The sequence below is a fragment of the Bradyrhizobium agreste genome (genome assembly GCF_016031625.1).
Lineage (GTDB): Bacteria > Pseudomonadota > Alphaproteobacteria > Rhizobiales > Xanthobacteraceae > Bradyrhizobium > Bradyrhizobium agreste.
In genome coordinates this window covers 411929-430530 of record NZ_JACCHP010000011.1, presented here as the reverse complement: position 1 = coordinate 430530, position 18602 = coordinate 411929, and the positions used below count along the sequence as shown (strand labels likewise).

Sequence of the window (18602 nt, the reverse complement as noted above, 5' to 3'; positions counted from 1 at the left end):
GTACTCCTGACCTAAGCAGCCTGATTGGACGCACCGCGCCACGTCAGACCGAAAGTTTCGACCAGATTGCGGGCGGCCGCATCCTGTGCTGCAGGGAGCGGCAGGCGCGGCGGACGCGGATGGCCGGCTGCAAACCCCATGTGGCCGAGCAGCGCCTTGCTGCCGGCGACGTAGGCCTGACCGCCGACGAATTCGATCACCGGCAGGTATTTGAGATAGAGCTCGCGCGCTTCCTTGACCGCGCCGTGGTCGGCGACGAGGCTGAAGATGCGGGCCATCTCCGCCGGGACCACGTTGGAGGCCACAGCCACCCAGCCTTGCGCGCCCTCGACGAAGGATTCGAAGCCGAGGATGCCGCCGAACACGGTCATCCTGTCGCCGCAGAGGCGGATGATGTCGCGCACCCGCGTCACCTCCAGCGTCGACTCCTTGATATAGAGACAATTGTCGATCTCGGCGATGCGCGCCACGAGCTGCGGCTTGAGATCGACATTGGCGGTTGCCGGATTGTTGTAGACCATGATCGGCAACGCGATTGCGTCGGCCACCGTCTTGTAGTGGTGGACCAGTTCGTCGTCGGTCGGCGTCGAATAGAACGGCGGGATGATCATCACGCCGTCAGCGCCCAGTTTTTCGGCACGGCGGCTGAGACGCACCACCTCGCGCGTGTCCTCCGCGCCGGTGCCGATCAGCACCGGCACGCGGCCTGCGGCCTGGCGAATGACGACTTCCGCGACGAGCGCCTTCTCGTCGTCGTCCATGGACAGGAACTCGCCGGTCGAGCCGAGCGGGATCAGCCCGTGAATGCCTTCCGCGATCTGCCAGTCGACGAAGGCGCGCAAGGCCGCAACATCGACCTCGCCCGACGTCGTGAACGGGGTGATCATGACGGTGTAGGTGCCGCGGAACGTCTTCATCAAGGTACTACCGGGCGCTCGGGTGAATTCGGACGACGGGCGCCGCCTGCGGAATATCCGCAAGCTTTATGCAATCGTTTGCATAAACGGCTCTGCATTGGGCAACACCATCCATTTTTTGAGCTTGATCCGAGTAGAAGAAGCTCTTAGCGTTTCTGCAATCGTTTGCAGTTTATCGGCAGGTTTCATGAGCGTCACGCTCAAAGATGTGGCACAGGCGGCCCGCGTTTCAGTCAGCACAGCTTCGCGGGCGCTGACGGGAACCGGCCTGACCAGCGAACGTACGCAGCAGCGCCTGGTGCGCATCGCGCGCGAGCTCGGCTATCGGCCGAACCCGATCGCGCGCGGATTGAAGACCGGGCAGTCGCGGCTCGTGGCTCTTCTCGTCCACAATCTCACCAACGCCTCGTTCCAGGTGATGGCAGAAGTGGTGCAGGCGCGGCTGAAGGCGCTGGGCTATCAGATGCTTCTATGCATCGGCGGCGACGATCCGCAAGCCGAGAGCGACACCCTCACCACGCTGGTCGACCACCGCATCGATGGGCTGATCGTGGTGCCCACAGGCAAGAACGGCGCGCAGCTCGAGACGCTCTCCAAGGACGTGCCCATCGTCTGCCTGGTGCGGCGCGATGATGCGACCGATCTCGAGACCGTGCTCGCCGACGATCCGCAAGGCGCGTATCTGGGCACGCGTCATTTGATCGAGCTCGGGCACAAGCGCATCGGGCTGATCGTCGGCCGCCAGGACACCACGTCAGGGCGCGAACGGTTGTCCGGCTATGTCCGCGCGTTGCGCGAGGCCGGCATCGCCAGGGACGACGCGCTGATCCATGCCGGCCACTACGTACCCGAGACCGGCGCGACCTGCGCGCGCAAGCTGCTCGACCTCCCCCGCCCGCCGAGTGCAATCTTCGTCGCCAATCACGAGGCAACACTCGGCGTGCTGCGCGTCACCGCGGAACGGCACATCGCCATTCCCGGTGATCTCTCGCTGCTCTGCTACGAGGACATGCCGTGGTTCGAATGGCATCGCCCGGCGATCAGCATCGTCGACAACGGTGCACGTGATCTCGCCAACCTCGCCGTCGACCGGCTGCTGCATCGCATGGATGCCAAGGGAAACAGCAAGGGCAATGGCAGTGACGGCGTGCGCGAATATCGCGTCGGCGCCCGGCTGATCCAGCGCGACTCCTGCCGCCGGATCGACGCCACGGCCCCCGCGAGATCCGCGAAATCCAAACCGTCTTCATCCAAATCGTCTGCGGCCAAGTCCGCGAAGGTCTGATCGATGCCCTATGTCGAAGTGCTCGCCCCGCAAGCTCCAGCCCAGCGCAAGGCCGCACTGGCGCGGTCGGTGACCGACGGCCTGATGTCGGCGTTCGGCGTGACAGCTGACACGGTCACGCTCTATTTCCTGAACATTGCGCCGGATGACTACGCCCATGCCGGCAGGTTTGGCGCCGAGGCCACCGGCCAGCGCATCTTGCTGAAGGTCCACGCCTTCCGCCGCAGCCAGGCCGAGCGGCGCGCTGCCGCCATCGCGTTGACCCGCGCCGTATGCAGCGCCTATGGCGTGCCGGGCGACGACGTCGCGGTCTACTTCTGCGATCGCGACCGCAGCGAAGTCTCCCACGATTCCAAGCTCGCCAGCGACTGACGGGAGCACGCCATGGACCGCTTCTACAGCCAAGACCAGAAGGCCCTGCGCGAGACCGCCCGCCGCTTCGCGGAGGCAGAGATTTTGCCGCGCGCCGCCGCGATCGATCGCGAGGACCGGTTTGATCGTGCCCTCTACAAGGGCATGGCCGATCTCGGCCTGTTCGGCATCTGCCTGCGCGAAGGCGCCGGTGGCGCCGGCCTCGATGCCGTCGCGGCCTGCGTCGCGATGGAGGAGCTGGCGCGCTGCTCCGGCGCGGTCGCCAACGCCTTCGCGATCCCTGTCGAGGCCGTGCTGTTCTTCGATCATCACGGCACTGAAGCGCACAAGGCGCTGATCCCTAAAATCCTGAGCGGCGACATCATTCCCGCCACCGCCGTCTCCGAGCCCGACCACGGCTCCGACGTCGCGGGCATCCGCACCAACGCAGTGCGCGAGAGCAATGGCTGGCGGCTCAACGGAACCAAGGCCTGGGTGACGCTCGGCGGCGTCGCCGACCGCATCATGGTGTTCGCGCGCACCGGCGCGGATGCAAGCCACCGTTCCATCTCGTGCCTTCTGGTCGACGGCTCCCTGCCCGGCATCGCCCGCGGCAAGAACGAAGAGCTGCTCGGCATGCACGGCCTCGACGATTGCCAGATCACCTTCTCCGACGTGCGCTTGCCCGCCGACAGCGTGATGGGGCCGGAGAACCAGGCCTTCAAGATGGCCATGAGCAATTTCAACTTCAGCCGGCTGATGATGGCGTCAATGGCGCTCGGCATGGTGCAGGCTGCGTTCGAGGACGCCACCGCCTATGCCAAGGACCGCAAGCAGTTCGGCCAAGCCATCATCGGCTTCCAGGCCGTGCAGTTCATGCTCGCGGACATGTCGACCGACATCGCGGCTGCGCGCCTGCTGATCCATCACGCCGCGCGGCTGCACGATGCCGGCGAGCCGATCGCCAAGGAGGCGGCGCAGGCAAAGCTGTTCACCACCGACATGGCGATGAAGCACGTCTCCAACGCGCTGCAGATCCACGGCGGCAACGGCTATTCGCGCGACTACCGCATCGAGCGCATCTTCCGCGACGTCCGCCTCGCTCAGATCTACGAGGGCACCAACCAGATCCAGCGGCTGATCATCGCCCGCCAGGTCGAGAAGGAGGCCGCGTAAGGGCATGCTGAGCATCATCACGGCGAAAGAGGCCGCCGGCCTGATCCGCGACACCGACACGCTGATCGTCGGCGGCAATGGCGGCACCGGCGCCGCCGAAGCCATTCTCGAGGCGCTGGAGCAGCGTTTCATCAGTGGCCAGGGCCCGCACAATCTGACGCTGATCAACATCACCGGCGTCGGCGCCGTGACCGAGAAGGGCCTCTGCCATCTCGCCCATGAAGGCCTGATCGCGCGCGTCATCGGCGGCAATTTCGGCCTCCAGGTTCCGTTCATGCGCCTCGTCCGCGACGAACTGATCGACGCCTACAATTTTCCGCAAGGCGTGATGAGCCAGCTCTGCCGCGCCATGGCCGCGAAGCATCCGGGCGTGCTCACCCATGTCGGCCTCAACACCTACATGGACCCGCGCCAGGACGGCGGGCGCATGAACAAGCGCACCACCGCGCCGCTGGTCGACCTGCTCGAGCTGCACGGCCAGTCCTGGCTGCTCTACCGCGTCCCCAACCCGCCCGACGTCGCCATCATCCGCGGCACCTCGGCCGATGAGGACGGCTATATCAGCATGGAGCACGAGGGCACGACGCGCGAGGATCTGTCGATCGCGCAGGCCGTGCACAATGCCGGCGGCACCGTGATCTGCCAGGTCAAGCGCATCGTGAAGCGCGGCTCGATCCATCCGCAGATGGTGAAGATCCCCGGCTTCCTGATCGACCACGTCGTGCTCGAGCCCGAGCAGATGCAGACCTACGGCACGACTTACGACCCCGCGCGCTGCGGCGAGACGCGCGTCCCGGTGGCGATGATCACGCCCGATCCGCTCACCGAGCGGCGGGTGATCGCCCGCCGTGCCGCTTTCGAATTGCGCCCGCGCGACGTCGTCAATCTCGGCGTCGGCATCTCGGCGATGATCCCGAATGTCGCGGCCGAGGAAGGCATCTCCGACCTGATCACGCTGACGGTGGAGTCCGGCGTGGTCGGCGGCGTGCCCGGGCATGCGCGCGAATTCGGCACCGCCATCAATCCACGCGTCATTCTCGATCAGGCCTATCAGTTCGACTTCTATGATGGCGGCGGCCTTTCTTGCGCCTTCCTCTCCTTCGCGGAGGTGGACGAAGCCGGCAACGTCAACGTCACCCGCTTCGGCGAGCGCCGCGACGGCTCCGGCGGCTTCATCGACATCACGCAGAATGCCAAGCGGCTGATCTTCAGCGGCACGATGACCGGCGGCAAGTTCGACATCGGCGTCGAGAACGGCCGCCTTTCGATCCGGCGCGACGGCGCCTTCCGCAAATTCGTGCCGCAAGTGGGCCAGATCAGCTTCAGCGCGACGCTGGCCGCACAGCGCGGCCAGCATGTCAGCTACGTCACCGAGCGCGCCGTGTTCGAGCTCGAGAACGGCAGCGTGACCCTGACCGAGATCGCGCCGGGCGCGCGGCTTGAGGAGGACATCCTCGCCCATATGGGTTTCAAGCCGCGCATCAGCCCGCATTTGAAGGACATGGACCCGCGCATCTTCCGCTCCGGGCCGATGGGAATCGCGCAGAGCTTCAACGCGCTGCCAGCGCGGCCGCGCAAGGTCGCCTGAGGATCAACATGGACACGAGCGCCCCGATCAATCTCCGTTACGAAGATATCGCGCTCGGTGCCGAGTTCGAGACTGCCGCGCACACCGTGACGGAAGCCGATATCGCGGTCTTCGCCGACGTCACGCGCGACCATCATCCGCTCCATGTTGACGGCGCCTATGCGCGCTCCCGCGGCTTCCCCGCGGTGATCGGCCACGGGCTGTTCGGCCTGTCGCTGATGGAGGGGCTGAAGTCGGAATTGAAGCTGTACGAGGAAACCTCTGTCGCCTCGCTCGGCTGGGACGAGGTGAAGTTCAAGGGCCCCATCGTCGCCGGCGACAGCTTGCGCGTCCGCTTCCGCTTCGTCGAGAAGCGGCCGACCAAAAACCCCGCGCGCGGCATTGTCGTCGAGACGCTCGACCTCCTCAACCAGCGCGACGAGGTGGTGACCGCGGCGCGCCACATCTCCCTGATCCTGACCCGGCAAGCCGACGCGACGGCGGCCAATTGACCAGACAACGAAGAAGACGTCGGACCGGAGAACGGCTCCTCTGCCACCCACGATTTGATCGGAGTAATCAGATGCGATTTCCAAAAACCTTCTCCGCCCTCGCCCTGCTGGTCGGCCTGACGCAGGCCGCCGGTGCCCAGACCTGCACGCCGAAAGTGCCGGCCTCGAGCCTGATCGAGGCGCCGAAATGGCAGATGTCGATCAACCCGACGCTGCCGCCGCAGCAATTCGTCGACGACAAGGGCGAGCTGCAGGGCCTCAACGTCGAGCTCGCCCGCGAGATCGCCAAGCGCATCTGCGTCGAGGCGGTGTTCCTGCGCATGGACTTCCCGCCGATGATCCCGGCGCTGCGCTCCGGCCGGTTCGATGCCATCAACACCGGCCTGTTCTGGACCGAGGAACGCTCGAAGATGATGTACCTCGTGCCTTACGCGCAGCAGGCGATCAGCATCTACACCGATCCGTCCTCCAGCCTGAAGCTCGAAAAATTCGAGGATCTCGCCGGCCGCGTGGTCGGCGTGGAATCGGCGACCTATACCGAGCGCAAGGCGCGCGAGTTCAGCACGGCGATGGAAGCCAAGGGCCTCAAGCCGGTCGAGCTGCGCACCTTCACCACCGTCACCGCCACCTCCGCGGCGCTGCGCGCCGGTCAGCTCGAGGCCGCGCTCAACATCAACGAGACCGCCAACTCGCTCGAACAGAAGGGGATCGCCAAGATCTGGGTCCGCGATATCGCCGGCACCGACATCACCTTCGCCTTCCGCGACAAGCAGCTCGCCCAGGCGGTGGCCGATGCCCTCACCGCGATCCGCGCCGACGGCACCTATGACAAGCTGTTCGACAAATTCGGCATGACCAGGCTCAAGGCGACGACATTCGCGATCCGTGGTGATGGGCCGACGAATTGACAAGCTTTGCACTGTCTCAGGAGTGGCCGCGCAAATACGGGGTTCAAGTCAAGCCGTCGTGACCACGATTGCGCTATGTCACGGCTCGTCCCGGCCATCACTGCTCCGGCTGTCCATCGGGCTCGGCTCCGAGATCAGGCCGACGTAGTTCCAGACGTCGCCACGTCTGCGAAATTGGTGCCGACGCTCTTGCAAGCGTGCGCGTCGGCGTTCTTGAGCACACGATGGCGGGCCGCCGGAATACAGGCAATGGTGGCTGCCTCGCCCTGCTCGGCACGCCTTCACCAGCGAATAGGAGACGCCGACATGGCGCAGCTCGATGTCCTTGATCTCCTGCGCCCAGATGGTCGGGAAGCCGCGGATCGCATCCGACCCGGCGGCCGCGCCTACGACCGCTGCGGCACCCTTCAACAGCGTACGGCGGCTCAGCTTTTTCGCTTCCCCCGGCTTCGTTCCGGCGTGGCCGGCAGCAGCATTCCCCTTATCCCTGTCAAGCATGGCAACCCCTCGTTGGTTACGATGAGCGGCCGCAACGACCTTCAGCGATCCCTGCGGATGTGATCAGTTGCGCTTGAGGCTATTGGCGGGATTTTGCGAAGTAAAATTGGAAGTAAAAATTCGCGACATAAGCGCGACTAATGACCCATCTCTCTGCATTTCATCTCGGCACGCAGCTTAGGAAGGCGGCAGGCGGTATACCGGGCGCGACGAATGCAAACTTCGTGGACTCAGTAGTTCGGAACGCCACAAACTTACAGGCGAGACGAACCTGACAGCGCCGCTCGTCCGCACGTGAGGGCAAATCGCGATCAAGCGGCAGCCGCCTGGTAGAGACACTCGCGAAGCCAAGCGTGGCCTTTGTCCTCTTGATTGCGCGGATGCCACAGCGCGACGATGCGAGCGGGCGGCAGATCGAGCGGCGGGGGCGTGAGATCGAGCTCGTGGGCGAAGCGGATCAGGAAGCGCCGCGGCAGCGTGCAGATGCAGTCACTGTGCGCAAGGATGACCGGCGCCAGCGCATAGGTCTGGATCGAGACGGCGACGCGCCGGGAACGGCCGAGCGCCGCCAGCGCATCGTCGACGAGGCCGGAGAAGCCGCCGCCATCGGCGGAGATCAGCAGATGGTCGAGCGCGCAAAAGCTGTCGAGATCAAGCGGGCCGCTGCCGCGGGGGTGACCTTTGCGCTGTGCGGACAGGAAGCCGTCCTCGAACAGCGGCCGCTGCATCAGCTCGCCATGTGCGCGATCAGCTCCCGTCACCAGGATGTCGATCTCTCCCCTTTCGAGCTGATCCACGACATCGCGCGCGGGGTGAACGAGGGCGAGCCGCGCCCGCTCGGCCATCGCGGTCAAGCGCGCCACCAGGCCGGGTGCCAGCGTCACGGCTGGATTCTCGTGGATGGCAACGACGAAGGTGCGCTGGCTCTTGGCGGGGTCGAACACGGCCGGCCCCTCCACCATGCGACGGAGCTTGCCGAGCACGTCCGCAAGCTCCGTCTGCAGCTCCACCGCTCTCGTCGTCGGCACCACGCCGCGCCCGCTCGCCGCGGGCACGAACAGCGGATCGGCAAAGATCTGCCGCAGCCGGTTCAGCCGCGCCGAGAGCGCAGGCTGTCCGATATTGAGCCGGGAGGCCGCGCGCGTCACGTTCCGCTCGCGCAGGAGAGCCTCAAGAGCCAGCAATAGGCCGAGGTCGATCTCGGCGAGATCGTTGTCGTCGGCCGGCCGACCCCGGCCGTGTTCCGCATCCTGCATCGGTGCCACCTCCGTTTAGGGCACATCGCGACTCCGGTGAGCCGCGATACGAGGGTTAGGGCCAAAACGACCGCGTGAAAAGCTGGGGCGAGCGTGCCTTCCGATATCGACAATGTCGATGGGACCTATCGAGCCCGCGGCTCTCCCGAAGGCACGGCGCGCTTCGTAGCTCACGGTGACCGCAGCGCGGACAATCAGGCCCCTCAGCCGCGCCCCGTGGAGGACATTTGATGATTCAAGCGGACAAAACCTATCAAGTCGGCGAAGCATCCATCACGCGGATCGACGAGTTGCGGCTTGCCGCATTCAAGTTTGACACGCTCTATCCGGGAGGCGAGCCGCAGGCGCTGGAGCGCCATCGCAACCGCCTGGAGGCGGGCTCGTTCGATGCTGCGACCGGGACCTTCATTCAAAGCATTCACAGCTGGCTGGTCAGGACGCCGCACCACACGATGCTGATCGACACGGCCACCGGCAATGACAAGAACCGGCCGGAGATCCCACCGCTTCACCGGCTCAACGAGCCGTTCCTGGCGCGGCTGGCCGCAGCGGGTGTGACGCCGGAGCAGGTCGATTACGTGCTGCTCACCCATGTGCATGCCGATCACGTCGGCTGGAACACCCGCCTCGTCGACGGGCGCTGGGTCCCGACCTTCCCGAATGCGACCTACGTCTTCTCCGCGATCGAGCAGGCCTATGGCGAGAGCCTCGCGACGGGCACAGAGCCGACCGGACCGGCCCGCCCTGCCCCGGCCCTCGGCCCCGCGCTGCGCAAGCCGGCCGACCGTGTCTATGACGACAGCGTCCGGCCCGTGATCGAGGCCGGGCTTGCCAGACTTATCGCGGTGGACGGAAACGAGGCTATCGAGGGCATCTCCTTCATTCCGACCCCCGGCCACAGCGTCGATCATGCCTCCATCCGCCTCGTCTCGCGTGGCGAGGAGGCGCTTTTCGCCGGAGACGTGATGCACCACCCGCTCCAGGTCTATGAGCCCTCGCTCAATTCCTGCTTCTGCGAATTCCCGGAAGCGGCGTTGCGCTCGCGCGCCTTCGTGCTGGAGGACGCTGCCGAGCGGGGCGCAGCCATCTTCACCACCCATTTCGCACAGTCATCGGTCGGCCGCGTCAGCCGCACCGGAGGACGCTTTACCTGGCAATTCATCTGAACGGAGAACGAGCATGAACCAGCACGCCAGCGCGCGCGCCGACAGGCCCGAGATCGTGGTCGAGGATCTCATGATCCCGAGCGACACGGCCGGAATTTCGCTTCACTTGCGCAACAAGCGCCCGGCGGCGCTCAAGACCTTCTCCGCCGAGCGAACCATCCTGATGATGCACGGCGCGACCTATTCATCGGAAAGCCTGTTCGATACACCGCTCGGCGGCGTCTCGTTCATGGATTATCTCGCCCGCCAAGGCTACGACGTCTTCGCGCTCGACGTGCGCGGCTATGGCCAATCGACCCGCCCGCCCGAGATGGACGCGCCGCCGGAGCAGTCCGAACCGCTCGTGCGCACCGAGACCGGCGTTCGCGACCTCGCCAGTGCCGTCGCGCATATCCTGAAGCTACGCAAGATCGCGCGCCTCAATCTGGTTGCCATGTCCTGGGGCGGCTCGGTGGCCGGTGCTTACACCGCAGGCAACAACGACAAGGTCGTCAAGCTCGCGCTGGTCGCGCCGCTCTGGTTGCTGCAGGGTCCCGCTCCGATCGATGCAGGCGGGCACCTCGGCGGGTATCGCAAGGTTCCAGTGCTGGACTTCAGGACGCGCTGGCTTTCTGCTGCGCCGGACGCGGCACGATCGAGCTTGATCCCGGCAGGCGGCTTCGAGCTCTGGGCCAACATCTCGCTGGCGACCGACCCGCAGGGCAGCGCGCAGGCGCCTGCCATCATGCGTGCGGTCAACGGCCCGATCCTGGACATTCGCGAATACTGGGCCGCCGGCAAGACGCTGTATGATGCCGGCGAGATTCGCGTGCCCGTGCTCCTGGTCCACGCGGAATGGGATCAGGACGTTCCCATCGCCTCGGCGCTGGACTTGTTCCTTTCGCTGAAACATGCGCCGTACCGGCGATGGGTCGAGATCGGCGAAGGCACGCACATGCTGCTGCTGGAGAAGAACCGTCTGCAGGCGTTCGATGCGATCAACCAGTTTCTCGCCGAAGATTACGGCTAGCGCGGGCGCCCTGCTGCACCGCGAAAATCACTCGCGCCGCAACATTCAAAAATGAGACTGCCAGTCAAGCCGAACGAGGCCGCGATGGGCGCAGCGCATCCGACTTCGGCTAGCTTTCCTCCAAAGCCGCGGGCTTCGAGAGCCACGGGGCATCGCACGGTTCGTCGCGGCAACAAGCGATGACACAGGGGAGGAGCACATGTCGAAATGCAGCATCGGACTGCTCGCGTTGAGCAGCCTGTTTCTTTCGGGCGCGGCGATCGCCCAGGAAAAGATCAAGGTGGGCGTGACCGCAACGCTCGAGGGCACCTACACGGTGCTCGGCGAGGACGGCATGCGCGGCCATCAGACCGCGCTCAACGTGCTCGGCAAGAAGGTCGGTGACAAGGAACTCGAATTCATCGTCGCTTCGACGGATGCAACGCCGGACTCCGCCGTGCGCGCCGTGCGCAAGCTGATCGAGCAGGACAAGGTACAGATCCTGCTGTCGCCGCTCTCCGGGGACGAAGGCATCGCGGTCAAGAATTTTGCCAAGACCCATCCCGAGCTGACGTTCATCAATGCCGCATCCGGTGCGCAGGAAACGACCTATGTCGATCCCGCTCCGAACTTCTTCCGCTACAACATGGACGGCGCGCAGTGGCAGGTCGGCCTCGGCAAATACGCCTATGAAGAGAAGAAGTATCGCAAGATCGCGACCGTCGGCGAGGACTATTCCTTCATCTACACCCAAGTGTTCGGACTGGTGCTCGAATTCTGCGGCATGGGCGGACAAGTCACCAACCGGCAATGGGTGCCGCTCGGCACCAAGGACTTCGCCTCCGTCATCGCCGCCCTGCCCGACGACGTCGACGCCATCTATCTCGGGCTTGGGGGCGCCGATGCCGTCAACTTCCTCAACCAGTATCAGCAGGCCGGCGGCAAGGCGCATCTGATGGGCGGTTCCATCATGATCGACCAGACCATCCTGTCATCGAAGGGCAACGCCAAGAACGCGCTGATCGGCACCATCGCGGCGAGCGGTCAGGCCGACACCTGGGAGGATCCGGGCTGGCAGAAGTTCGTGAAGGCCTATCGGGACGCCTTCCCGCCCAACAAGCGGTTCCCGAGCCCGTCGCTGCTCGCCACCAACTATTATGATTCAACCATGGCGCTGATCCTCGCACTGCGTCAGGTCAACGGCGACCTCTCCAACAACCAGGCGAAGTTCAGGGAAGCACTGGCGAAGATCGAGCTCGACGCGCCGAACGGCAAGATCAAGCTCGACTCCAACCGCCAGGCGATCGGCACCAACTTCGTCACCGAAGTCGTCGACGACGGCAAGGGCGCGCTGTTCAGCAAGGTCGTGAAGGTGATCCCGAACGTGAACCAGACGCTCGGCTACGACCCGGCCGTGTTCTCCAAGATCGGGCTGCCGAGCCGCACCGTGCCGGAATGTAAGAAATACTGACGCATCACGTCAGGCAGACGCAACCGGAGAGCGACGCGCTGACGCGGTCGCTCTCCGCTCTTGCAATCTCGGCGGCGTTGTTGAAGGCTGGCCGAAAAGACAAGAACATTCGGGAGGGGAAGGCATGAGCCGTGCGCTCGCCGTCTTCCACGGCCGCTTCGGCCGGGCGACGGTTTATCAATTGAACCGCCCTTTCAATATCCACGCCCATCGCGAAGGTCATCTGATCTTCCATGTCGGCGGCATGCCGGCATGCATCGATGTCTCCAACGGGCATTACGATCTCACCGAGACGTCCGTCGTCGCCGTCAATCCCTGGGAACCGCACAACTTCCTGCCGACCGATCTCGACGGCGGCGCCATTTTCTTCGTGCTCTACGTCAACGCCGAATGGTTTGCGCCGGATGCCTCCCGCTCCGACCGGTTGCGCTTCGGCCGCACCCAGTTCAGGCGCACACCCGCGCTCGACAAGCACATCAGGCGGACCGCCGCGCTCGTGTGCGGCGCACCATCGCTCTCCAGCCTCGATTCCGAGCTGAGGCGGCTGATCGACATCTGCTACGACGAAAGCTGGCAGCAGGCCGAGATCGCGCGCGATCCGCGCGCAGGCGGCGCCGTTACTGACTTTCGCGTGCGCAAGTGCATCAAGATGATGTCGGAGAGCCCCGGCGCCGAAGTCGAGCTCGACGCCATCGCGCGCGAATCCGGGCTGTCGCGGCCGCATTTCTACCGGCTGTTCCGCGTGCAGACCGGCGTCACGCCGAACCTTTATCTCAACACGCTGATCATGGAACAGGCGCTCGAAGCGTTGGTGGCGAGCGAGGCGCCGATCGCCGATATCGGCTTCGACCTCGGCTTCTCCTCGCAGAGCGGTTTCACGCGCTTTTTTGCCGCCAATGTCGGAATGGCTCCGACCGATTATCGTCGCGCCGCCAAGGTTTTGCGCGCCTGAGCGCAGGCCACGAAAAGATACTCACGATCAAATGTCGCCCTCGCTGCCTGGCTAGGATGCCAGCAACGCGATCCCGAAAGAGGATCGCTAGTCCAGGGAGGACGTTCGTCCATGGCAGGGCCAGCAGCCGGCAACGGCTTGCATGCCTCCTCGCCCCACCTGCAGGGAGAGGGTTGGGGTGAGGAGGAGTCTCCGCAAGCGCGGTTGCAGTTTGACTCGCGGGGAGTCCCCCTCACCCGGCGCTACGCGCCGACCTCTCCCCACAAGCGGTCGCTTGCCGGGGAGGGTTGGGGAGAGGGTGTTTCCGCGTCGGGATTGTTGAGAATTGCGGAAGATTTCCCTGCGCGGCGAGAGCCCTCACCCGCCGCGCTCTGCGAGCGCGTCGGCCTCTCCCGCAAGCGGGAGAGGCGGAGCAAACCCGCGGACAATCCCCGTGATGCCCACACGCGATTGCCCCGCCACAACCGAAGCGAGGCGAGAGCATGAGCCGCTTCGTCGAACGGCATCCGGCCTGGGCGCTGATCACGATCATCGCGATTGCGGTCGCGCTTTGGTTGATCTTCGCGGTCTGGCCGCCGGGCCTGGAAGAGGCGATCGGTCGCAAGCGGGTCTTCCTCAACGCGGTGTTCAACGGCATCACGCTCGGAGGCCTCTACTTCCTGGTCGCCAGCGGCTTCACGCTGATCTTCGGCCTGATGCGCAACGTCAACCTTGCGCACGGCTCGCTCTATCTGTTCGGCGGCTATGTCGGCTATGCCATCAACACATCGACCGGCTCGTGGATCCTCGGCTTCATCGTCGCGTTCGTGCTGACCGCTGTCGTCGGCGGGCTGCTGCAGGTGATCGTGTTCCGCCGGATGGAGGGCCAGGATCTCAGGCAAACCATGGTGACGATCGGGTTGTCGATCGTGTTTGCCGATCTGATGCTGTGGGCCTGCGGCGGGGACTTCTACCAGATCCAGACCCCGAACTGGCTGGTCGGTCCCATCGAGCTCCCGCTGGTGACGGCGATCAAATCCTCGGGCGAGCCGGTCTATCTCAGATATCCGCTCGTCAGGCTCGTGATCTTCGTGGCCTCCGTGGCCATTGGCGTCGCGATGTGGCTCGCGCTCAACCGCACCCGGATCGGCATGATCATCCGCGCCGGCGTCGACGATCGCGATATTCTCGCCGCGACCGGCGTGCGCATCCAGCTCGTCTTCGTCGCCGTGTTCGCCTTCGGCGCGGGGCTTGCGGGCATCGCCGGCGTCGTCGGCGGCACCTTCCAGTCATTGTCGCCCGGCGAAGACATCCGTTTCCTGCTGGCGTCCCTCGTCGTCGTGATCGTGGGCGGCATGGGCTCGATCCCGGGCGCCGCGCTCGGCGCGCTGATCATCGGCCTCGCCGAGCAGCTCGGCTCGGTCTACATCCCGACCTACGCCATCGTCGTGACCTTCCTGATCATGGTGCTGGTGCTTTCGATCCGGCCGCAAGGCCTGTTGGCGAGGCGCTGAGATGTCGCTCGCCCACGATGCCCAGCTCGCCGTAGGCCGCGCCACCAAGGCGCAGCGCCCGGCCCGGACCTGGCCCGAGATCAACAACCCCACCGCCTGGGCCGTCGCGGCCATCCTCCTGGTCATGCCGCTGATCGCGAGCGGCTTCTTCCTGATCGAGATCTTCGCGACCACGTTGATCCTCGGCACCATGGCGCTGAGCTTGATGTTCCTCGCCGGCTATGGCGGCATGGTCAGCCTGATGCAGCTCACCATTGCAGGCTTCTCGGCCTACATGGTCGCCGTGTTCGGTGTCAGCGGCAACGCCAACATCAGCCTAGGTTGGCCGTGGTGGCTCGCAGTGCCGATGGCGCTGGCGCTGGCGACCGCCTTCGGCACGCTCGGCGGCGCGCTCGCGGTGCGCACCGAAGGCATCTACACCATCATGATCACGCTCGCCATCGGAGCCGCCTTCTACTATTTCACCAACCAGAACTGGGCGATCTTCAACGGCCATACCGGCATCAACAACGTGGCCACGCCGCACTTCTGGGGCGTGAACTGGCGCGCCGACATTCCCTTCTACTATGTCGTGCTCGCGGTCGCCGCACTCTGTTACTTTGCCGTCGAGTATCTCTCGCGCGCCCCGTTCGGGCTCGCGCTCCAGGGGGTGCGCGACAATCCGCGGCGCATGGCGGCGCTCGGCTTCAACGTCAATGCGCACCGTGTCGCGGCCTATGCCTTCGCATCTTTCGTCGCTGCGCTGGCCGGCGTGCTCCAGGTCTGGAACTATCGCCAGATCTCGCCGGGCTCGGTCAGCGTCGGCGCCTGCATCGACGTGCTGATCATCGCCGTCGTCGGCGGCATCACGCGCCCGATCGGTCCCTTCATCGGCGCGCTGATCTTCGTGCTGCTGCGCACCTTCGCACTCGACTTCCTGGTCCGGCTCGGACTCGACGGCAACCGCTTCCGCCTGCTGATCGGGGTCGGCTTCCTCGCCATCGTGTTCTGGTCCTCGGACGGCGTCATCGGCCTCTGGCAGCGCTGGCGTCAGCATCAACGCCGTGAGGTGAGCCACTCCGGCGGAGGGCGCGGCCATGGATAGCGTCGCCCAACGCCTCTCAGCCGTCGGTGCCGGCGCGGCGCTAGAGCTGCGCGGCGTGACGCGGCTGTTCGGCGCGCTCGCCGCGCTGACCGACGTCACCATCACGGTGCGTCCCGGCGAGCGGCGCGCCGTGCTCGGCTCGAACGGTGCCGGCAAGACCACGCTGTTCAACTGCATCACGGGCGACTTTCCACCCTCCTCCGGCACCATCCGCTTCTTCGGCGAGGACGTGACGCATTTCCCGCCCTATGAGCGCATCCGCCGCGGGCTGCGCCGCACCTACCAGATTTCGGCGCTGTTCCCCGGCCTCACCGTGCAGGACAACGTCTATCTCGCCTGCCGCGGCGTGTCGCGCGGACGCTTCTCGTTCCTGCGTCCGGGACAGAATGATGCGCTGATGCATGCCGCCGACAATCTCGTGCAGGCCGTGCACCTATCCGCCGTGAAGGACCAGCGCGTGTCCGAGCTTGCCCACGGCCAGCAGCGCCAGCTCGAGATTGCGCTCGCGCTCGCCGGCGCGCCCCGCTTCGTGCTGTTCGACGAGCCGGCAGCGGGCCTGTCGCCGACGGAGCGGGCCGAACTGATCGAGATCCTGACCTCCCTGCCCGCCCATATCGGCTACATCATCATCGAGCACGACATGGACGTCGCGCTGCGCGTCGTCGAGAGCGTCACGATGATGCACAACGGGCGCATCTTCAAGGAAGGCTTGCCGCAGGAGATTCAGTCCGACCCCGAGGTGCAGGAGCTCTATCTCGGAGGCGGCCATGAATGAGGTCCGCCGCAGCAGTGCCGCGCTCGAGGTTCGCGGCCTCGACGTCTACTACGGCCACTCGCACGCGCTGCAGGGCGTCGATCTCACGTTGGAGAGCGGCGTGTTCTCCGTCGTCGGCCGCAACGGCATGGGCAAGACCACGCTGTGCAAGGCGATCATGGGGCTGGTCGGCGTGAGCGGCGGCTCGATCCGCGTGCGCGGCGAGGATGTCACGCGGCGGCCGCCGGCCCAGATCGCCCGGCTCGGCGTCGGCTACGTGCCGCAGGGCCGCCGCCTGTGGCGCTCGCTCAGCGTCGACGAGCATCTGCGGCTCGCCGGCGGCCTGCGTTCGGGCGCCTGGACCGTCGAGCGCATCTACGACACCTTTCCTCGGCTGGCCGAGCGTAGGGATCACGGCGGCGGCCAGCTCTCCGGCGGCGAACAGCAGATGCTGGCGATCTCGCGCGCGCTGCTCACCAATCCGCATCTGCTCATCATGGACGAGCCGACCGAAGGTCTCGCGCCCGTCATCGTCGCGCAGGTCGAGGAGATGTTGCTGCGGCTCGGCGAAGACGGTGACATGTCCGTGCTCGTGATCGAGCAGAACATCGGCGTTGCCACCGCGATTTCGCGCAACGTCGCGATCATGGTCAACGGCCGCATCAACCGCATCATCGATTCCGCGCGCCTTGCTGCGGACCGCGAGCTGCAGCAGCGCCTGCTCGGCGTCGGGCTTCATGCGGAGCTCGAACCGGATATCGACGTCGCCGCATCCGACGTCGAAACGAAACCGGCGCCGGCGCCACGGCGCGACGGGCCGGTGCGCATCTACATCTCCAACCCGACGCTGCCGACGCGATGGTCGCAACCGGTGCCGATCGCGCGCATCGAGGCCGCGGCGCGGACGCTGTCGACGCAGGTCGCGCGGCTCGAGGAGACGGCGCGGCGCAAGCGCGAGCCGGTCGGGGCGCAGGCCTCGGGCCCGCCGGTGGTGCTGGTCGTCGGCACGCTCGATACCAAGGGCCAGGAGCTGCGTTACATCCGCGACATCATCGCCGAAAGCGACCTGCGCACGCGGCTGGTCGACGTCTCGACCAGCGGCAAGCATTCATCCTGCGATGTCTCCGCGCAGGAGATCGCCCTGAACCACGGCCGCGGCGGCTCCGCCGTGTTCGGCACCGACCGTGGCGCCGCCGTCACCGCAATGGCGGATGCGTTTGCCAACTGGCTGCGGCGCCAGGGCAATGTCGCCGGCGTGATCTCGGCGGGCGGCTCGGGCGCGGCCTCGCTGGTCGCCCCGGGCATGCGCGCCCTGCCCGTCGGCGTGCCCAAGCTGATTATCTCCTCCGTCGCCTCCGGCGATGTCGGTCCCTATGTCGGCCCGGCCGACATCACCATGATGTACTCGGTCACCGACGTGCAGGGGCTGAACTCGATCTCGCGCGCGGTGCTCGCCAACGGTGCCAATGCGCTGGCCGGCATGGTCAAGGCGCGGCTCGACACACGTGCCGCAACGGCGCGCGGAGCTGGCGGGCTGCCCGCAATCGGCATCACCATGTTTGGCGTCACCACGCCGGCCGTGCAGAAGATCGCCGCCGACCTGCGCGAGGATTTCGAATGCCTGGTCTTCCATGCCACCGGCGTCGGCGGACGCTCGATGGAGAAGCTCGTCGAGTCCGGCCAGCTCGCCGGCGTGATCGACCTCACCACGACCGAAGTCTGCGACCTCTTGATGGGCGGCGTGTTTCCGGCGACCGAGGACCGCTTTGGCGCGATCATCCGCAGCCGCCTGCCCTATGTCGGCTCGGTCGGCGCGCTCGACATGGTCAATTTCGGCGCGCCCGAGAGCATTCCCGAGCGCTACCGCGGCCGCAAGTTCCACGTCCACAATCCGCAGGTGACGTTGATGCGGACGACAGTGGAAGAGAACGAGCGCATGGGCCGCTGGATCGGCGAGCGGCTGAATCAGATGGATGGCCCGGTGCGCTTCTTCCTGCCCGAGGGCGGCGTCTCCGCCCTCGACGCGCGAGGCCAGCCGTTCTGGGATCCGGATGCCGACGCCGCGCTGTTCCGCACTCTGGAGCGGACCGTGCGGCAGACCGGCAGCCGCCAGCTCATTCGCACGCCTAAGAACATCAACGATCCCGATTTCGCCGCCGCCATCGTCAGTGCGTTCAAAACCCTGTTCGGGCGCACCGGGGCACGGCGGAGGGTAGCGAGGTGA

Annotated in this window: 17 protein-coding genes and 1 pseudogene; 14 read left to right on the top strand and 4 right to left on the bottom strand. The window is 65.8% G+C overall.

The genetic code is table 11. The annotated features are described in order from the left end of the window. Positions 1–11: 11 nt before the first annotated feature. Together dapA and HZZ13_RS37220 are read right to left on the bottom strand one after the other, a co-directional pair. The gene (gene dapA / locus HZZ13_RS18975) at positions 12–920 is read right to left on the bottom strand and encodes a 4-hydroxy-tetrahydrodipicolinate synthase (protein WP_197961048.1); all 909 of its coding nucleotides are present in this window, start codon (positions 918–920) and stop codon (positions 12–14) included. A gap of 63 nt (positions 921–983) precedes the next feature. Next, on the bottom strand, positions 984–1106 hold the full coding sequence (locus tag HZZ13_RS37220; RefSeq protein WP_283817179.1) for a hypothetical protein: 123 nt from the start codon (positions 1104–1106) through the stop codon (positions 984–986). Between HZZ13_RS37220 and HZZ13_RS18970 the strand changes: the two genes are divergently transcribed. The 6 genes from HZZ13_RS18970 to HZZ13_RS18945 all read left to right on the top strand — a co-directional run bounded on the left by HZZ13_RS18970 (position 1105) and on the right by HZZ13_RS18945 (position 6716). Continuing rightward, on the top strand, positions 1105–2202 hold the full coding sequence (locus HZZ13_RS18970; RefSeq protein ID WP_197961047.1) for a LacI family DNA-binding transcriptional regulator: 1098 nt from the start codon (positions 1105–1107) through the stop codon (positions 2200–2202). The two genes, HZZ13_RS37220 and HZZ13_RS18970, sit on opposite strands and share 2 nt — an antisense overlap. 3 nt (positions 2203–2205) lie before the next feature. After that, on the top strand, positions 2206–2574 hold the full coding sequence (locus HZZ13_RS18965; RefSeq protein ID WP_197961046.1) for a tautomerase family protein: 369 nt from the start codon (positions 2206–2208) through the stop codon (positions 2572–2574). A gap of 12 nt (positions 2575–2586) precedes the next feature. Then, a complete protein-coding gene (locus HZZ13_RS18960; protein WP_197961045.1) occupies positions 2587–3729 on the top strand; it encodes an acyl-CoA dehydrogenase family protein in 1143 nt (380 codons plus the stop codon). A 4-nt stretch (positions 3730–3733) separates the two neighbouring features. Further along, positions 3734–5317, top strand: a complete 1584-nt coding sequence (locus tag HZZ13_RS18955; RefSeq protein WP_197961044.1) for an acyl CoA:acetate/3-ketoacid CoA transferase — start codon at positions 3734–3736, stop codon at positions 5315–5317. A gap of 8 nt (positions 5318–5325) precedes the next feature. Further along, on the top strand, positions 5326–5808 hold the full coding sequence (locus tag HZZ13_RS18950) for a MaoC family dehydratase (protein ID WP_197961043.1): 483 nt from the start codon (positions 5326–5328) through the stop codon (positions 5806–5808). A gap of 71 nt (positions 5809–5879) precedes the next feature. Beyond that, entirely contained in the window at positions 5880–6716 is an 837-nt protein-coding gene (locus HZZ13_RS18945) for an ABC transporter substrate-binding protein (protein ID WP_197961042.1), read from the top strand. Between the two features lie 276 nt (positions 6717–6992). Here the strand turns inward: HZZ13_RS18945 and HZZ13_RS18940 are convergent. Then, positions 6993–7214: pseudogene (locus HZZ13_RS18940) on the bottom strand (twin-arginine translocation signal domain-containing protein); the annotation flags it as partial. Between the two features lie 311 nt (positions 7215–7525). Beyond that, on the bottom strand, positions 7526–8470 hold the full coding sequence (locus tag HZZ13_RS18935; protein ID WP_197961041.1) for a LysR family transcriptional regulator: 945 nt from the start codon (positions 8468–8470) through the stop codon (positions 7526–7528). A gap of 230 nt (positions 8471–8700) precedes the next feature. Between HZZ13_RS18935 and HZZ13_RS18930 the strand changes: the two genes are divergently transcribed. The 8 genes from HZZ13_RS18930 to HZZ13_RS18895 all read left to right on the top strand — a co-directional run bounded on the left by HZZ13_RS18930 (position 8701) and on the right by HZZ13_RS18895 (position 18602). Beyond that, complete coding sequence (locus tag HZZ13_RS18930; protein WP_197961040.1) at positions 8701–9636, top strand: MBL fold metallo-hydrolase; 936 nt, start codon at positions 8701–8703, stop codon at positions 9634–9636. Between the two features lie 13 nt (positions 9637–9649). Further along, positions 9650–10645, top strand: coding sequence for an alpha/beta hydrolase (locus HZZ13_RS18925; RefSeq protein ID WP_197961039.1), 996 nt, complete (start codon positions 9650–9652; stop codon positions 10643–10645). A 199-nt stretch (positions 10646–10844) separates the two neighbouring features. Continuing rightward, entirely contained in the window at positions 10845–12095 is a 1251-nt protein-coding gene (locus HZZ13_RS18920) for an ABC transporter substrate-binding protein (protein ID WP_197961038.1), read from the top strand. Positions 12096–12219: 124 nt separating this feature from the next. After that, positions 12220–13047, top strand: a complete 828-nt coding sequence (locus HZZ13_RS18915) for a helix-turn-helix domain-containing protein (protein ID WP_197961037.1) — start codon at positions 12220–12222, stop codon at positions 13045–13047. 482 nt (positions 13048–13529) lie between these two features. Next, the gene (locus tag HZZ13_RS18910; RefSeq protein ID WP_197961036.1) at positions 13530–14540 is read left to right on the top strand and encodes a branched-chain amino acid ABC transporter permease; all 1011 of its coding nucleotides are present in this window, start codon (positions 13530–13532) and stop codon (positions 14538–14540) included. A 1-nt stretch (position 14541) separates the two neighbouring features. Next, positions 14542–15624: a branched-chain amino acid ABC transporter permease gene (locus tag HZZ13_RS18905; protein ID WP_197961035.1), complete on the top strand. Its 1083-nt coding sequence runs from the start codon at positions 14542–14544 to the stop codon at positions 15622–15624. Continuing rightward, the gene (locus HZZ13_RS18900) at positions 15617–16399 is read left to right on the top strand and encodes an ABC transporter ATP-binding protein (protein ID WP_197961034.1); all 783 of its coding nucleotides are present in this window, start codon (positions 15617–15619) and stop codon (positions 16397–16399) included. Before HZZ13_RS18905 ends, HZZ13_RS18900 begins: the two co-directional genes overlap by 8 nt. After that, positions 16392–18602 carry an ABC transporter permease gene (locus HZZ13_RS18895; protein WP_197961033.1) on the top strand — a complete coding sequence of 737 codons (2211 nt, stop codon included), beginning with the start codon at positions 16392–16394 and terminating at the stop codon, positions 18600–18602. Before HZZ13_RS18900 ends, HZZ13_RS18895 begins: the two co-directional genes overlap by 8 nt.

Coding starts and splice junctions, on each gene's coding strand:
- HZZ13_RS18970 (WP_197961047.1), top strand. CDS start 1,105: ATGAGCGTCACGCTCAAAGATGTGGCACAGGCGGCCCGCGTTTCAGTC.
- HZZ13_RS37220 (WP_283817179.1), bottom strand. CDS start 1,106: ATGAAACCTGCCGATAAACTGCAAACGATTGCAGAAACGCTAAGAGCT.
- HZZ13_RS18965 (WP_197961046.1), top strand. CDS start 2,206: ATGCCCTATGTCGAAGTGCTCGCCCCGCAAGCTCCAGCCCAGCGCAAG.
- HZZ13_RS18960 (WP_197961045.1), top strand. CDS start 2,587: ATGGACCGCTTCTACAGCCAAGACCAGAAGGCCCTGCGCGAGACCGCC.
- HZZ13_RS18955 (WP_197961044.1), top strand. CDS start 3,734: ATGCTGAGCATCATCACGGCGAAAGAGGCCGCCGGCCTGATCCGCGAC.
- HZZ13_RS18950 (WP_197961043.1), top strand. CDS start 5,326: ATGGACACGAGCGCCCCGATCAATCTCCGTTACGAAGATATCGCGCTC.
- HZZ13_RS18945 (WP_197961042.1), top strand. CDS start 5,880: ATGCGATTTCCAAAAACCTTCTCCGCCCTCGCCCTGCTGGTCGGCCTG.
- HZZ13_RS18935 (WP_197961041.1), bottom strand. CDS start 8,470: ATGCAGGATGCGGAACACGGCCGGGGTCGGCCGGCCGACGACAACGAT.
- HZZ13_RS18930 (WP_197961040.1), top strand. CDS start 8,701: ATGATTCAAGCGGACAAAACCTATCAAGTCGGCGAAGCATCCATCACG.
- HZZ13_RS18925 (WP_197961039.1), top strand. CDS start 9,650: ATGAACCAGCACGCCAGCGCGCGCGCCGACAGGCCCGAGATCGTGGTC.
- HZZ13_RS18920 (WP_197961038.1), top strand. CDS start 10,845: ATGTCGAAATGCAGCATCGGACTGCTCGCGTTGAGCAGCCTGTTTCTT.
- HZZ13_RS18915 (WP_197961037.1), top strand. CDS start 12,220: ATGAGCCGTGCGCTCGCCGTCTTCCACGGCCGCTTCGGCCGGGCGACG.
- HZZ13_RS18910 (WP_197961036.1), top strand. CDS start 13,530: ATGAGCCGCTTCGTCGAACGGCATCCGGCCTGGGCGCTGATCACGATC.
- HZZ13_RS18905 (WP_197961035.1), top strand. CDS start 14,542: ATGTCGCTCGCCCACGATGCCCAGCTCGCCGTAGGCCGCGCCACCAAG.
- HZZ13_RS18900 (WP_197961034.1), top strand. CDS start 15,617: ATGGATAGCGTCGCCCAACGCCTCTCAGCCGTCGGTGCCGGCGCGGCG.
- HZZ13_RS18895 (WP_197961033.1), top strand. CDS start 16,392: ATGAATGAGGTCCGCCGCAGCAGTGCCGCGCTCGAGGTTCGCGGCCTC.